At 60.1% G+C, this 13,341-nt stretch carries 14 protein-coding genes and 2 pseudogenes; 12 read left to right on the top strand and 4 right to left on the bottom strand.

Annotation, left to right across the window (positions count from 1 at the left end; genetic code table 11):
* Positions 1 to 177: 177 nt before the first annotated feature.
* Positions 178 to 747, top strand: a pseudogene (locus tag PQQ86_RS39760) (DUF4158 domain-containing protein); the annotation flags it as partial.
* A gap of 263 nt (positions 748 to 1,010) precedes the next feature.
* Here PQQ86_RS39760 and PQQ86_RS38655 read toward each other — a convergent pair.
* A complete protein-coding gene (locus PQQ86_RS38655) occupies positions 1,011 to 1,304 on the bottom strand; it encodes a DUF1330 domain-containing protein (RefSeq protein WP_408250363.1) in 294 nt (97 codons plus the stop codon).
* 46 nt (positions 1,305 to 1,350) lie between these two features.
* Positions 1,351 to 2,184 carry an enoyl-CoA hydratase/isomerase family protein gene (locus PQQ86_RS38660; protein WP_408279540.1) on the bottom strand — a complete coding sequence of 278 codons (834 nt, stop codon included), beginning with the start codon at positions 2,182 to 2,184 and terminating at the stop codon, positions 1,351 to 1,353.
* A gap of 714 nt (positions 2,185 to 2,898) precedes the next feature.
* On the opposite strand from PQQ86_RS38660, the gene PQQ86_RS38665 reads away from it, so the two are divergent.
* Positions 2,899 to 3,126, top strand: a complete 228-nt coding sequence (locus PQQ86_RS38665; RefSeq protein WP_408279541.1) for a type 2 periplasmic-binding domain-containing protein — start codon at positions 2,899 to 2,901, stop codon at positions 3,124 to 3,126.
* A gap of 118 nt (positions 3,127 to 3,244) precedes the next feature.
* On the opposite strand, the gene PQQ86_RS38670 is transcribed toward PQQ86_RS38665, so the two are convergent.
* Positions 3,245 to 4,420 (bottom strand): tyrosine-type recombinase/integrase, encoded by a 1,176-nt coding sequence (locus PQQ86_RS38670; RefSeq protein ID WP_408279542.1) that lies wholly within the window; start codon positions 4,418 to 4,420, stop codon positions 3,245 to 3,247.
* 169 nt (positions 4,421 to 4,589) lie between these two features.
* Here PQQ86_RS38670 and PQQ86_RS38675 point away from each other — a divergent pair, with 169 nt between their 5' ends.
* The 9 genes and pseudogenes from PQQ86_RS38675 to PQQ86_RS38715 all read left to right on the top strand — a co-directional run bounded on the left by PQQ86_RS38675 (position 4,590) and on the right by PQQ86_RS38715 (position 12,186).
* On the top strand, positions 4,590 to 5,624 hold the full coding sequence (locus PQQ86_RS38675; RefSeq protein WP_408279543.1) for a DNA-binding protein: 1,035 nt from the start codon (positions 4,590 to 4,592) through the stop codon (positions 5,622 to 5,624).
* Positions 5,621 to 5,824 (top strand): hypothetical protein, encoded by a 204-nt coding sequence (locus tag PQQ86_RS38680; protein ID WP_408279544.1) that lies wholly within the window; start codon positions 5,621 to 5,623, stop codon positions 5,822 to 5,824. The genes PQQ86_RS38675 and PQQ86_RS38680 overlap by 4 nt, the downstream gene beginning before the upstream one ends.
* Before the next feature lie 186 nt (positions 5,825 to 6,010).
* On the top strand, positions 6,011 to 6,289 hold the full coding sequence (locus PQQ86_RS38685) for an HU family DNA-binding protein (RefSeq protein WP_121112959.1): 279 nt from the start codon (positions 6,011 to 6,013) through the stop codon (positions 6,287 to 6,289).
* Between the two features lie 42 nt (positions 6,290 to 6,331).
* Complete coding sequence (locus PQQ86_RS38690; protein WP_408279545.1) at positions 6,332 to 7,366, top strand: PDDEXK nuclease domain-containing protein; 1,035 nt, start codon at positions 6,332 to 6,334, stop codon at positions 7,364 to 7,366.
* Between the two features lie 831 nt (positions 7,367 to 8,197).
* A pseudogene (locus tag PQQ86_RS38695) lies at positions 8,198 to 8,485 on the top strand (HU family DNA-binding protein); the annotation flags it as partial.
* A 199-nt stretch (positions 8,486 to 8,684) separates the two neighbouring features.
* Complete coding sequence (locus PQQ86_RS38700) at positions 8,685 to 8,891, top strand: hypothetical protein (RefSeq protein WP_408279546.1); 207 nt, start codon at positions 8,685 to 8,687, stop codon at positions 8,889 to 8,891.
* Positions 8,892 to 9,065: 174 nt separating this feature from the next.
* A complete protein-coding gene (locus PQQ86_RS38705; protein ID WP_408279547.1) occupies positions 9,066 to 9,491 on the top strand; it encodes an SET domain-containing protein in 426 nt (141 codons plus the stop codon).
* A gap of 196 nt (positions 9,492 to 9,687) precedes the next feature.
* Positions 9,688 to 11,307, top strand: a complete 1,620-nt coding sequence (locus tag PQQ86_RS38710) for a TnsB C-terminal domain-containing protein (RefSeq protein ID WP_408279548.1) — start codon at positions 9,688 to 9,690, stop codon at positions 11,305 to 11,307.
* A gap of 9 nt (positions 11,308 to 11,316) precedes the next feature.
* The gene (locus PQQ86_RS38715) at positions 11,317 to 12,186 is read left to right on the top strand and encodes a TniB family NTP-binding protein (RefSeq protein ID WP_408279549.1); all 870 of its coding nucleotides are present in this window, start codon (positions 11,317 to 11,319) and stop codon (positions 12,184 to 12,186) included.
* A 273-nt stretch (positions 12,187 to 12,459) separates the two neighbouring features.
* On the opposite strand, the gene PQQ86_RS38720 is transcribed toward PQQ86_RS38715, so the two are convergent.
* Entirely contained in the window at positions 12,460 to 12,825 is a 366-nt protein-coding gene (locus tag PQQ86_RS38720) for a 2Fe-2S iron-sulfur cluster-binding protein (protein ID WP_408279550.1), read from the bottom strand.
* 107 nt (positions 12,826 to 12,932) lie between these two features.
* Between PQQ86_RS38720 and PQQ86_RS38725 the strand changes: the two genes are divergently transcribed.
* Positions 12,933 to 13,082 carry a hypothetical protein gene (locus PQQ86_RS38725; RefSeq protein ID WP_408279551.1) on the top strand — a complete coding sequence of 50 codons (150 nt, stop codon included), beginning with the start codon at positions 12,933 to 12,935 and terminating at the stop codon, positions 13,080 to 13,082.
* Positions 13,083 to 13,341 lie beyond the last annotated feature (259 nt).

The raw sequence follows: 13,341 nt of genomic DNA on the forward strand, positions 1-13,341 counted from the left end.
GAAATGTCCCCATTGAAAGCCCAAACGTAATCAATCGCTTGCTGTGGGTGCCCGCTTCCGTCGCCGTGGACTAAACTGGGCATGCTTGCCGAGGCGAAACGCCGGCAACAGTCGGTTACTCCGCTAATTTGTCATCGCCCGCCTTGTCGGTCTATCTTCCGCTTTGAGGTTAGCGCGATGGAACACTGGCAAGTCACCTATCTTGGCATGCGGCAAGTCCCTCGCGAGGTCACTGAGTTCGCCCTGACAACATTCTTCACCTTTTCAGCGAAGGAGGGCGCACCGATCGAGGCACGTCGCAGTGACCTGTACCGGCACGCCCTCGCGCTACACATTGGTTTCATCCGGATGAGCGGCCGCAAGCTCGACGCTTATAACCATGTACTGGTATCACCTTGGCGCGCAATTAAGGGCCGATCCGCCCGATCTCGGCTCGTTACGCTCGCTCTATGAAACCCGGGCCCGCACGCTCATCGATCATCGGGTCCTCCATATCAGGCGCTCGGTATTCGGCCGATGGCCGAATACCGAGCCGGTACGTAGTGCGGATGGTTCAAGGAACGCTTGGCAGGCCGGCCTGAGCGCGGAAAATTACTGTACGAGTTGAAACGCTGGCTCTACGAGCATCTCCATCTGATCGCCCACGATCGGTTGCTCAAACGGCTGATCGTGCAGGCTGGGCGGGATGTGGAGGGGTCTCTGACTGACCGGCTTGGAAGTGCATTTGGCGACGCGATGCTGTCCGAACGGCTTGGCTTCGCCGAGTGTGCAGTCACACGCGAGGCACTTGAAGTCCATTTCTGGCTGATCCCCCAAATAGCGCTGGAATTTTCCCGCCATTTATCGCTGAGGATCACGGACAAAGCATTTGAGTATGCCGCGGCCGCTAAGGGCCGCGTTGAGTCAACGAGGTGCAATCCCTCGTTGTTCAACAAACCATCGCTGGCCGGCCGGACAGAGGCCGGCCGTTCCTTCCACGCTATGCGCCCCGAATGCGGCAGGAGCGTCTTTTAGCCCGCTACGCCCTCAATGATGAACACGCGATACTCGGCTCCCTTTAGCCGGTGCTTGAGGGCTTCCTGATACAGAGGACTGTTATACGATGCTTTGGCATCTGCGACCGTCGGGAACTCAAGGATGACCGCGCCGTCCACCGGGTCTCCTTCTAGGGTTTCGACCGCACCATAGAACGCAAGCGGGGTAATGGGATGCCCGACTGCTGCTGCGGGGGTACTTTCCTCGTATTTTTTAAACTCCGCGGGATCAGTGATCCGATCCCGGACGTACACAACATAAGCGCTCATGGCTTTTCCTTTGCAGAGTGGCGACAATCCGGCGATCAAGTCTCATTCAGGCGGACGGAAGAGCTCCGAGGCGCTCGCCCATGTTCAGCTCGAAATCGCCAACCTGTCCGAAGCCAAGGGCTGTCAGCTTTGTAAACGCTTTCTGCGCTTCGGGCCATGTGTCTACCCCATGGAGAATGTGGTTCGACAACCAGAGATCCCCTTCCGACGGAACGCCGGCACGCGCGTTGACCATTTTCTTGCCGGTCTCCAGCGCGCGCTTTTCGAAACGTCCTATGCGCTGGGCGAAGGCATCGACGAAGGCGTCGAGTTCGGCGTCGGGGATGGATCGGTTGATGAAGCCGTACCTTTCCGCAATATCCGCATCAAAATCATCGGCGCCGCAGACGATTTCGAGCGACCGCGAGCGTCCCACCAGCGCGGCGAGCCACTCAATGCTCCCGCCGCCCGGGATCGATGAGCCGCCGACCTCGATCAGCGCGAACTTTGCCCGTTCCCTGGACGCGAAACGCATATCGCACGCCAGAGCGAATTCGAAGCCCTGCGCTCTGGCACGACCCCGCACCTTCGCGATGCTGATGACGGAAGACTGTGCAAGGCGGGTCACGAACTTCGGCCAGTTACCAAAAAACGGCGCCGCACCCAGCTGATCCGGAACCGTAGTGCGGTTCTCGACATCGTGGTGGTTCATGAAGAATTCTTCGTTCCCGCTCTCGAACACGACGACCTTGAGATTTTCGGCTTTCTCAATGTCATCCATGAGGACATTCAATTCCGCGAACATCTTCGGGTCAAAGAGGTTCAACGGAGGATTGTTGATGACAATGCGCCAGTAGGCTGGCGATTGGCAGACTACGGTGAGACGGTTGTCAGTAGTCAAGGCATTACTCCAATAGGCAGACCGTTCGGGCTGGTCGCCGGTTTGGCGGACGGCGTCAGGCTCGAAAACGTCGCACTGGATAACAGGGGAATCCTACTATTGCTGGGTACAGGCGCAACCGGCAAGCAGGGGGTACGGAGGCTCGTGGTCGCTGTTCCTTCTTTCCCAATTGAGGGGCGATCGCAGCAGTGGCCCGACCCTCTCGCCGAAGTAGCGCCTGCTTGCCCGACAAATAGCGCTGGAGAAACCCGCCATTTATCACCGAAGATCACACCGCAAACAGCGAAAAGCGGTCATGACGTGTCCTCTTAGGGCTAGGCATCGCAGACCGTTGCCGGATGCAGGGAATGGCCTTCTTCCACACTCGAAGGCCCCGTCGAGCAACAATATTAGGCCGGAAACGCGACTGGATTAAGGGGGTTACTGGTCGGTTCATAAATGACTTTCTGTCAGCAAAGGCGGGCACGCCTGATGCACTGTGGGGGACACCACGATGACTGTGCGCTGAACGCAAGGGCGAACCGCCGCATCCCGAACACTTCAACGCCGCTCGACCGTTGCTCTCACGAGAAACGGCTTACCCAGCTTGGATGTCTGCGTTCTCCACCTGAGCAATCCACAATGTCAATGCTCCGCTGGGGATGTTAACGCACCGGTGCGGGTATCGGCCGTATCATCGAGCTATCGCGCGAAGCTTGTGCCGATAGCAGACCGATGAGTATCGGGATCAAAGTGGCGCACACGATCATGGTGATGTACTTCGTGAAGCGGCGGCGCTGCCACACAGGGATCGCCTATCTGGGTACTCGGTTCGTGGTCGACGATTTGCGGAGTGGCAGACTGGAGGCGGTCCTCGTGCCCGCGGCGGTGGATGATCCGCCCATCCGGGTGCCGTGGTCAGACTCCAGCAAGCGCTTCCCAAAAGTTCGCGTTGCGTGGTGAACGAACCGGTGGAACGACATTTGCCGAGCTCCGCTCGAGCGAGTGTCGGAGGACCCTGGTTCATGCGCGATTCGATGTTTCCACCCGCGGTTACCGTAACTGACGCTAGAAGGGAGGACTACCAGTCGATGCGATGCTTTTCCTCGGTTTCGCGGTGACGCTGTTCGTCGGGCGTGTGCAGGTACGGATTGGTGCTCGTCAGCGAGGCGTGACGCAGGTTGTCGCGCACGGTACGCAGGTCGGCGCCGCCATCGGCCATGTGTGAACCCGCGGTGTGACGCAGCCAGTGCGCGGAGGCCTGTTCCAGCAGATCGGCCTGCCCCGCGCACCCGTCGCCGCGCTGCCGGAGCCGCCCGGCCGCACCGGCAAAGATGCCCTTGACAATCGTGTGCAGCGCCGCACGCGTGAGCGGCTTCATCGATTTGCCCAGCGGCAGCACGAGCGGCGTGTCCTCGTGCCGGGCGGGGAGGGCGGACAGGCCGCGCTCGCGCCGGTAGCGCCCGAGCTCCACCATCATTTCTGTGGAGGCTGGCACGAGCCCCTCCTTGTCGCCCTTGCCCAGCACCTCGAGCCACCAGCGCTCGTGGCCGTCGGCGTCGCGCCGGCAGAAGAAGCGTCCCATCGTGTTGCTGCTGACCTCCGAGATACGCAGACCGCCGAGATAGAACAGGGTGAACAGCCACCGTGCGCGCAGGTAGCGCTCCCGCTCGCGCGGCGTGTCCTTCGGCAAACTGTCGATATGGAGCTTCACTTCCTGCCACAATTCACGCTCGAGATAGCGCGTGATGCGCGGTTTTGACTGGCGGGTGCGCTGGCGGGATAGCGACAGCGGATTGCCGGCCAGATAGCCGGCTTCGACCAGCCATGCGAACAGCGCATTGATGATCACCATCGCCTGACGCTGGCTGCTGATAGCAAGCGCGCCGTAGAACGGACGCCAGCGCGTGTCGTGGCGCGGGAATTTGCGGCCATCGTCGGCGACCCAGCGCGCGTGCGGCTGTGGATCCTTGAGGAATTGCCGGAATAGCAGCAGGTCTTCGTGTGTGAGCGAGGACAGCGGCTTGCCGAGCTGGACGATCGCCCATAGCAGCAGTCGTTCAGCTTCCTTACGGTAGTTTTCGAACGTCGTCTTTTTGTCCGCGACGCGCGCAAGCCACGCGCGCACTGCATTGAGGTCGTCGCGGGCGGCGATCTGCGAGTGTCCATGTGCCCGGTTGGTGCCGTCGCGGCCATCAAGGTCGAGGGGCAGTTCGAGCACGTCGAGGGGACGTGGCGCAATCAGGGCGGTTTTCATGGGCGATGGACGGACTGGGGACGGTGTGCGGAGTGTCACGCAGCGATCGTCGCACAAGCGACATAAAATTTCAACATTATAGGATTAATGTCAAGATTTGTGAAAAAGGGCGTTAGAGATGAAATGGTTTACGTAGTAATATACAAGGAAATTCAACGGCGAGAATCTGATGAGTGACCTCCTGTCCCCCGACGCGGCGCTGGCCGCCGAGATCGAGCGCCTGAAAGTGGCATTCCCGAAGACGCGTGAGCTGTATCGCGAGGTCTGCGCGCTGCTGTTCTTCCGCTTCGGCATCACGCCGACCGCGAACCGGCTCTATCAGCTCGTCAGGCGCGGCAGCATGGGCACCCCGACCGCCGTACTCGGCGAGTTCTGGACGGACCTGCGCGAGAAGAGCCGGGTCCGGATCGATCATCCGGACCTGCCGGCTGATCTGCAGGCGGCAGCAGGCGAACTGGTTGCGACGCTGTGGACCCGCTCCAGCACCGCGGCGCAGGCCGCACTCGACGCGCTGCGCACTGAAATCGAAGCGCAGCGGGCGGAGGCGCGACAGGCTGTCGTCGCGGCCCGGGACGAACTGGGTCGCGTCGAGAGTGCGCTCGAGCAGCGCACCGCCGCACTGCTCGCCGCGCAGGTCGAGATACGGGAGCTGGACAAGGCGCAGGCCGAAGGCCGCGCACAGCGACAGGCGCTGCAGGCAGAGCTTGAGCGAATGAGGGAGGCGCTGGCCTCGCGCGATCGCGAGTTCGGGGAGGTGCGTGAGGGATTCTCACGCGATCTCGGGAAGCAGCGGGACGCAACGGAACGCGCGGAGGAACGGTTCCGTGCCTCTGAAAGGCGTGCCCTGCTGGAGATCGATCGCGAGCGCAGTGCTGCAGCGAAACTGCAGAAAGCGCTGGACGAAGCCGTGCGCCGTGCGGAGCAGAAGGACGCCGATCATCGCCGCGCGTCTGAAACCATGCAGGCGCAGCTGGGCGACGCGCGTCATCAGGCGGGCGTGCTGCAGGGACACCTCGATGCAATCCGGGCGGCCAACAGCGCGTACGCGCAGGAACTCGAGATCCTGCGGCGCCAGCCGCTCACTGCGCCCGCATCACGCCCGGAAACCGGGGCGCGCCGGAGCGCGCCGCAGTCAGAAGGCACGGTCCGGAAGGCCGGGTCACCCGGTCGCAAGCGACGTGCGTCGAAGGGGGCGGCGACATGAAGAAGGCGCCCGGAAGGCGCAGGCCTGCGGTCTGCCCGCCGATCGGTGCGTTGATGCAATATGGCGAGCGGACCGTGCGGGTCGTCGCCGAGGCGGGCGGGCAGCGCGCCATCATCGAGTCGGTCGGCGACGACGGGCGGATTTTTCGCAGTCACGTGAAATGGACGAACCTGCTGGCCCTGACCGGGCAGCTGTTCTGAAACATGACACGCCAGGCGTCCGCACGAGTCGGGTAATTGTCTCCGCGACGCGGAGAGTTTTGCTGGCCAGATCCTGCGCGGCCTTACGGCGACTGGTTTGCCGGGATGGGTGGCGTCCGGTAAGGTGTCAGGCTGACCCACTCCGGTGGGGCGATTGACGCGCGCTCTTCGACAGAAAGGAAAATCATGAACAAACAGGAACTCGTTGATACGGTCGCGACAGCAACCGGCAACAGCAAGGTGGCCGTGGCGGCCGCCGTCGATGCGATCATCGGCGCAGTGACGGGCGCGGTCGCGAACGGCGAAGCGGTGCAGCTGATCGGGTTCGGTACGTTTGCCACCGGTGCGCGCGCGGCCCGGGTTGGCCGTAATCCCGCCACCGGAGCCGAAATGCAGATCGCTGCGGCAAAGACGGTCAAATTCACGGCGGGCAAGGCGTTCAAGGACGCGGTCAATGGCGCGTGACCGGAACTGGCGCTGTTTCCTGAAGTGGGAGTTCCAGCCAGCATGAGTGCACTCACGCCCATACCGCTACTGAATGAAGTCCGGGAACTGATTGATTCGGCGCGTGAGCGCGCGGCGGCGGCCGTCAATGCCGAACTGTCGCTGCTGTACTGGCGGATTGGACACCGCATCCGGGCAGAGGTGCTGGGCGGTGCACGTGCGGAGTATGGCCGGCGGGTGATCGCATCGCTTGCGGGAGCACTCACCGCTGAGTACGGCCGCGGCTGGAGTGAGCAGCAGTTGCGGCACTGCCTGCGGGCCGCAGAGATTTTCCAGGACGAGGCGATTCTCTCCGCAGTGCGGAGAGAATTGAGCTGGACGCACATCAAGACGCTCATGTATGTCGACGACCCGCTAAAGCGCGAGTTTTACCTTGAGCTCTGTCGGCTCGAACGCTGGTCATCCCGGCAATTGCAGGAGCGCATGGATTCGATGCTCTTCGAGCGCAGTGCGATTTCGCGGAAATCCGCAGACGCGATCCGGCATGATCTGGCGCAAATACGGCAGGAGCGGCGCGTACAGCCGGACGTGCTGTTGAAAGACCCGTATGTGCTGGACTTCCTCGGCCTGAACGATCACTACCTCGAAAAGGATCTCGAAGACGCCATCCTGCGCGAGATGCAGCAATTCCTGCTTGAGCTCGGCGCTGGCTTCACATTTGTGGCCCGCCAGAAGCGGCTGCAGATCGATAACGATGATTTCTACATCGATCTGCTTTTCTACAACCGCAAGCTCAGGCGGCTCGTGGCAATCGAACTGAAGCTTGGCTCATTCAAGGCTGAATACAAGAGCCAGATGGAACTGTATCTACGCTGGCTGGCGAAACACGAACAGGAACCTGACGAGCTGCCGCCACTTGGCATTATCCTTTGCGCCGGCAAGAAACAGGAGCAGATCGAACTGCTCGAACTGGACAGGAGCGGCATCCACGTCGCTGAATACCTGACCGTACTGCCTTCCCGCGAGACCTTGCAGGCCAAACTTCACCAGTCCATCGAGGCAGCGCGGCTGCGGTTGCGGGCCAAGCCGGAAAAATGAGGTTTTAGCGTGCTGCCTTCAGCGCTGATCGCGGAACCGCTGAGATATAAACCCGGAACGATGAACGGTTTGCAGCGAAGAGTCGCGCGCAAAGCAATGCACGAATACGGGCGCGACCGCCGCCGCTACTACTCTTACTTCGAAAACGCTCTTACTTTTACTTCGTCGGACGTCAGCTGCATGCGCGGCGCCAGTAGGAGATACGGAAACCGTAGCGTTCAGTACGTTGCAACGGGAGCGAACGCACCAGCCAGTGATCGGGGCGCGTCGGCGCCATGACCGGGGACCGGCTGGAGAGCCTTGCGTGGCAGGGCTCCGGACAGACGCGAAAGAAAATATAGCCGGAATGCGCTCAAAAGTGAAGGGTATGATAGTCAGAGCTATCATACCCTTCGTTTCAGGACACTGGCCCTTGTAGGAACCGGATGACGTCGCCGGATGGCGCCTGGCGTATCAGTGCCGAGCACCGGCGGGAGGCCCGGGGGCGCGAGCGTCGGATTGGGGTGGTGCGACTGTGCCGCGAAGCGTGCGGACACCAGCAACAGTAGACATGGCAAAGGCAGGGAAAGGGTCGACGGTCCGCGCCGATCAATCCTCGGGGAATGCCGGGTCACGGCGCGGAACTCTGGCCATTGACCTTCAATAGCGGCGCCTCGGATGTTGCACGTGCGTGCAAAGTTCTTTAGGCAACGCCAATCGCTGGGCATCCGATCCGACAGAAGACGAGGCGCCGACAAGGGGCGGGTATCGAGAAGCACGTGCAGCTGCGTGCCGTTTGCGCGAAAGCGTGCCGATCGGGTAGGGTGACGGCATCATCATTCACTCAACGAGGAAAAAACAATGAACAAGCAGGAACTGGTGGATGCAGTCGCCGCAAAGACCGGCGACGGCAAGGTTGCGACGGGCGAGACGATTGACGCGGTGATCGCGGCCATCACCGGTGAGCTGACGAAGGGAAAGACGGTGCAACTGATCGGCTTTGGTTCGTTTTCCACGGGCGCGCGTGCCGCGCGGCTCGGTCGCAACCCGGCTACCGGCGCCGAGATCCAGATCCCTGCGGCGAAAACCGTCAAGTTCACGTCGGGCAAGGCATTCAAGCATGCGGTGAACGGCGGCTGAGACCAGGCACAAGCCGTCGGCCGGGTTCTTCCCGGCCGTACCCCTCCGGCCACATCGCCCCTATCGTTGGCCGGCGACAGGGAGTGGACGTGATTGGGCAAAGAGCCTGGACCTGGGCGAGTCCGCCTGGTAGCATTGGTGGCGAGATGCCGCGACGTGCTGCGGCCCTGCGATTCGCTGCATGTCTATAGATACCCATATGGAAAAGAAACGGTCGCGGAGCGGGCGCGAAATCTCGTGCCCAACGATCGGTGCGTTACTGCGCTACCGGACGCGCATCGTGCGCGTGATTGCAGAAGCGCGTGGGCAGCGCGCGATGATCGAATCGCTCGACACCACCGGCAGGACCTTTGTGAGCACGGTGAAGTGGGTCAGCCTGCGCGAACTCGGCGCCCAACTGTTCTAGTCCGGCACCCCGCCATGGTGCGGTCAACAACGTTCGGCGACCTGCGCAAAGCTCGACGGTCGGACCCACGCAACTCTCTGCGCGGAAACTCCCAAACGGGTCAGCCGCGTGATCGCTGTAGATGCGAAATCCGGCCTCTTTTATACTGGCGCGCATGTCAATCGAGGGAACACCATGAGGCGCGTGATCGTCCGGCGATCGTCAGTTCACGGCAGGGGCGTGTTCGCCATTCGTCCGCTCGCGGCAGGCGAGCGCGTGCTGCAGTACAAAGGTGAAATCACGTCATGGCGCAATGCCGTGCTCCGTCACCAGCGCGAAGGCGTTGATGGACATACGTTTCTGTTCGGACTGTCGGACGGGACCGTGATCGATGGGAGCCGCGGTGGCAACAGTGCACGCTGGCTCAACCACGCGTGCGCGCCGAACTGCGAGACCAGCGAGGATCAGGGACGGATTTTCATTCATACGCTGAGGCCGATCGGGGCGGGCGAGGAACTGTTCATTGAATATCTGCTGGCCATCGCCGATCCTTCGGACGAGGAACTCCGGGCGCAATACGCGTGCCGGTGTGCCGCTGTTGGTGCTCACAATTGCCGCTAGCCGTGTCAACGAAACTGCTAGCGCCGAATTTGTCGTAAAACGTCATACATACCGACCGAAAAGTGGAAAATCCAACGATTTTGCGTTGTTGTAGCGATACAACGACTGAGTGACACGTTGTCCACTAACGTTGCTAGCGTCGATTTCATGTTCTTTAATGCTGCTAGCGCGTCCTTCCTGCGTATTGGGGGTAGACATGGCTTCCTCAGAAGAGATTGAAGCTCGGGCAGCGAAGATAGCGTCACTGCTTAGACCGCTTGGAAACGGCGTGCTTTCCCGGGAGCAGGCGAAACGAGCGGCGCAATTGCTCAACGTTCACTGGGCGACTGTCTATCGCTTGCGTCGCCGCTTTCTCGCGAATCCTGTGACGAGCACTTTGCAGCCGTCGCCTTGCGGTCGCATACCCGGCGGCCGACTGGACGCCGCGGTTGAGACTGTCATCGACGATGTCGTGCATGAGTGGTTACCCGCGCAACGGCAACTAGCCCATCCAGCAACCGATCTGGTGCTTGAAATAAAACGTCGATGTGCGGTTGTGGGCCTGGATTCTCCGAGTCGGTCTACGGTGGCTCGCCGATGGACAGCATATCGCCAGCAGGACGCATTGGCACGAGCTGCACTTCCAGAATCGATGGTTGCACCCGGCACGTTCGGGGTCCGGTATCCGCTTGACATCGTCCAGATCGACCATACGCAAGCCGACATACTGCTGGTGAGCGAGTTGGACGGGCAGGTCATTGGCCGACCTTGGCTGTCCCTCGCACTTGACGTTGCATCGAGGTGCGTGCTGGGCTTCTACTTAGGAATGGAGCGGCCCGGTGCGGCCACGGTTGGCTTGCTTCTCACGCGGGTGGCGTTGCCGAAAGCGTCGTGGCTTGCCAAGATAGGCGTAGAAGCAGACTGGCCCATGCGAGGCATTCCGCGTGTCCTGCATCTCGATAACGCAGCTGAGTTCAAGAGCAGGGCGCTCCGCAGCGGGTGCCGTGAATACGGCATTGACCTCATGTATCGTCCAGTCGGTAAGCCTCATTTTGGTGGCCATATTGAACGGTTGAACCGGACGTTGATGGAGCGCGTGCGTGGGTTGCCAGGAGCGACGGGATCGTCCGCAAAAGGACGCAAGGCTCGCCAGGCCGAGAAAACCGCCAGCCTGACATTAAGGGACTTCGAACAATGGATGACGATCGAAATCGGAAGACGATATCACCAAAGCCCTCATCGCGGCTTGTCTGAGCTTCCTCCTGCCGAAAAGTGGCGCGAGCTTTCCAGTTCGGCCGAGGCCCGATATCTGCCGAATGCACCGGATGCAGAACTTCAATTTTTGATAAGGTTTCTGCCAGTCGAGCTACGAACAATACAGGCGGACGGCCTCAACATATTTCGGATTCGGTACTGGCACCCGTTGTTCGCCGCATGGCGGGAGACGCGCCGTGCTGTGACTGTTCGTTACCATCCCGAAGACCTGTCCAGGGTATTCGTAAGTGCGGGAAAGAAGAGCTACATAGAGGTGCGTTACGCGGATTTGCGACGGCCCCCCATCTCGCTCTTCGAACAGCGGGCAGCCTTGAAAGCAATCAGGGAGAGAGGACAGCGAACGATCTCAGAAAGAGGAATTTTTGAGACGATCATGGAGCAACGGAGCGTGATCATGAATGCGACGCGAGCCACACGGAAGCGTCGGCGTTCCAGATCACAGAGCATTCCTCCTGTGGGAAGGCTAGGCCGGCAGGGCGCCGAGCAGCAACCTGAACAGCGGGACGCGGAACAGGTGGATTATGACTTACCTGTGACGGCGTACAACGTCGAACAGTGGTAAGGGGCCGACATGAAGCACGATGGACTGGCGCACTTACATCCGGCTGCCAGAGAGCAGGCGCAGTTGGGAAGCGAAGATCGTGTAAAAGGTCTCCTTCGTGATCGCTGGATCGATTATCCACGCGCGACTGAAGCGTTACAGGTGCTTCAGAGGCTCTATGAGACACCACCACGCGACCGTATGCCATGCCTCTTATTGCACGGCGATTCGAACATTGGTAAAACCAAGATTACGGCGAAGTTCAGACGCGCCCATCCCAACGAATTTGATGAGAGACGAGGTGTAGAGCGGTGTCCGGTTGTTTCCGTCCAGATGCCCCCGACTCCAGATCAGCATAGGTTTTATTCCGCGCTGTTATTCGAACTCGGTGCTCCACATAACGCTGCCGCGGGACTGGCTTCTCTCGAACGGCTGGCGCGGGACATCCTGAAACGGATGTCGCCGCAAATGCTGATCGTGGATGAGGTACATCACCTGCTTGCAGGAACGTATCGGGAGCAGCGTGCTTCTCTGAATCTGCTGAAATACCTTGCAAATGACCTGCAGATCAGCATGGTCCTGGTGGGCACGCGCGACGCAGTTCTTGCGCTTCAAACCGATCCGCAGATGGTGAGCCGTTACAGGCCATTCGAGATACCCCGGTGGAGGGAGAGCGATAGCCTTCGGCGGCTTCTCGCCGCCTTCGAAAGGGTGCTGCCGCTGAGGAAACCGTCCGATCTTTCACGGCGCGAGATTGTCCAGTACGTGCTGGAAGCGAGCGGTGGGCTGACCGGCGCCATTTCGACAATCCTGAACGACGCAGCGGAGCTTTCTATCCAAAACGGAGACGAGTTTATCGGTATCTCGCATCTCGAGCGTGTCGCTCGCGAACATGCCTGATCCTGTGAAGCCATGGCCTGTTGCTCCAAGGCCGTTTTTCGAAGAGGCATTTGGCAGCTGGCTAGGTCGAGTCGCGACGTGTTACCAGATCAGCGTGGGCATGTTGTGGGAAACAAGCACGGGGCTGGAACTGCCGAACCTTGGAAAAGCGGGGTGGATATTATTTCCTCCCGTCTCCGCATCACTGCTGAATCAACTCTCTACATTGGCCCGGTTGAGTGAGGGGAGGTTGGCAGCGATCCAGACGCCACCTGAATGGATGGTCGACCAGCGTTATCTTGGTCGGAGTCTGATGCGCTTGATGTCGTGCGTCATCTCCTCGATCGACACCACTGTGGCCTTCAGTACTTTCGCCGGGTGGACGACGATTTCGTCCGGCTCAGGCACTTCGATTTCGCAGTTCTCCGTCAAAGTACTCATGCACGCCAGAGCATACTGATCCTCATTCACCCGGATAGGCTGCTCATTCGAAGCAGATTCGAGAACATGGCCACGCGTGACCTTGCAGCGACACGTGCCACATCGCCCGGCCGTACAGCTGTAAGAAATTGGCACGTTATGTTCGCGCAGCACCTCTAGCAGATTGGCGCCCGGCGAAACGGTGATCGTGCGAGCAAGCGGATGGACAACAAGATTCATGAGATTCGGTTCACTCGGAAATCCTTATAGGCCGAATTCTAGGAGCGGCTTTACCATTGGTAAACGCCATGTCGTGAATCTTTGACATTCACGTTGTGAATGGAATCATGGAACTGAACGAAATTGACCTGAATCTGCTGGTGGTCTTCAGCGAGCCGCTGATCGAGCGTCGCGTCGCCAGGGTGGCTGACAAGCTTGGGTTGACTCAGCCATCCGTGAGTAACGCTCAGTCGGCTGCGAAATATTCTTCAGGATGAACTGTTTATTCGTACGCAGAGAGGAATGGAGCCCACTGTCTACGCGACCGAGCTTGCAGAACCAATCAGTTCCGCTTTAGGAACACAATTCGAACTTCATTGAATCGGCAGGGCGAATTTTCTCCGGCGTCTAGCTCGCGAAAATTCACTGTTAGTATGGCCGATGTGGGCGAGATCTATTTTCTGCCCAAGCCGATGGGCAGGTTGGCGCGCGTTGTCCCAGGTGTTTCCGTGAGTACCTTGCGCAACACCGCTGTGA

Origin of the sequence: Paraburkholderia sediminicola (genome assembly GCF_046026675.1) — a bacterium.
Taxonomy (GTDB): Bacteria; Pseudomonadota; Gammaproteobacteria; order Burkholderiales; family Burkholderiaceae; genus Paraburkholderia; species Paraburkholderia sediminicola_F.

Excerpts from the sequence above, each read along its gene's own strand:
- PQQ86_RS38655 (WP_408250363.1), bottom strand. The coding sequence starts at position 1,304 with ATGAGCGCTTATGTTGTGTACGTCCGGGATCGGATCACTGATCCCGCG.
- PQQ86_RS38665 (WP_408279541.1), top strand. The coding sequence starts at position 2,899 with ATGAGTATCGGGATCAAAGTGGCGCACACGATCATGGTGATGTACTTC.
- PQQ86_RS38670 (WP_408279542.1), bottom strand. The coding sequence starts at position 4,420 with ATGAAAACCGCCCTGATTGCGCCACGTCCCCTCGACGTGCTCGAACTG.
- PQQ86_RS38675 (WP_408279543.1), top strand. The coding sequence starts at position 4,590 with ATGAGTGACCTCCTGTCCCCCGACGCGGCGCTGGCCGCCGAGATCGAG.
- PQQ86_RS38680 (WP_408279544.1), top strand. The coding sequence starts at position 5,621 with ATGAAGAAGGCGCCCGGAAGGCGCAGGCCTGCGGTCTGCCCGCCGATC.
- PQQ86_RS38685 (WP_121112959.1), top strand. The coding sequence starts at position 6,011 with ATGAACAAACAGGAACTCGTTGATACGGTCGCGACAGCAACCGGCAAC.
- PQQ86_RS38690 (WP_408279545.1), top strand. The coding sequence starts at position 6,332 with ATGAGTGCACTCACGCCCATACCGCTACTGAATGAAGTCCGGGAACTG.
- PQQ86_RS38700 (WP_408279546.1), top strand. The coding sequence starts at position 8,685 with ATGGAAAAGAAACGGTCGCGGAGCGGGCGCGAAATCTCGTGCCCAACG.
- PQQ86_RS38705 (WP_408279547.1), top strand. The coding sequence starts at position 9,066 with ATGAGGCGCGTGATCGTCCGGCGATCGTCAGTTCACGGCAGGGGCGTG.
- PQQ86_RS38710 (WP_408279548.1), top strand. The coding sequence starts at position 9,688 with ATGGCTTCCTCAGAAGAGATTGAAGCTCGGGCAGCGAAGATAGCGTCA.
- PQQ86_RS38715 (WP_408279549.1), top strand. The coding sequence starts at position 11,317 with ATGAAGCACGATGGACTGGCGCACTTACATCCGGCTGCCAGAGAGCAG.
- PQQ86_RS38720 (WP_408279550.1), bottom strand. The coding sequence starts at position 12,825 with ATGAATCTTGTTGTCCATCCGCTTGCTCGCACGATCACCGTTTCGCCG.
- PQQ86_RS38725 (WP_408279551.1), top strand. The coding sequence starts at position 12,933 with ATGGAACTGAACGAAATTGACCTGAATCTGCTGGTGGTCTTCAGCGAG.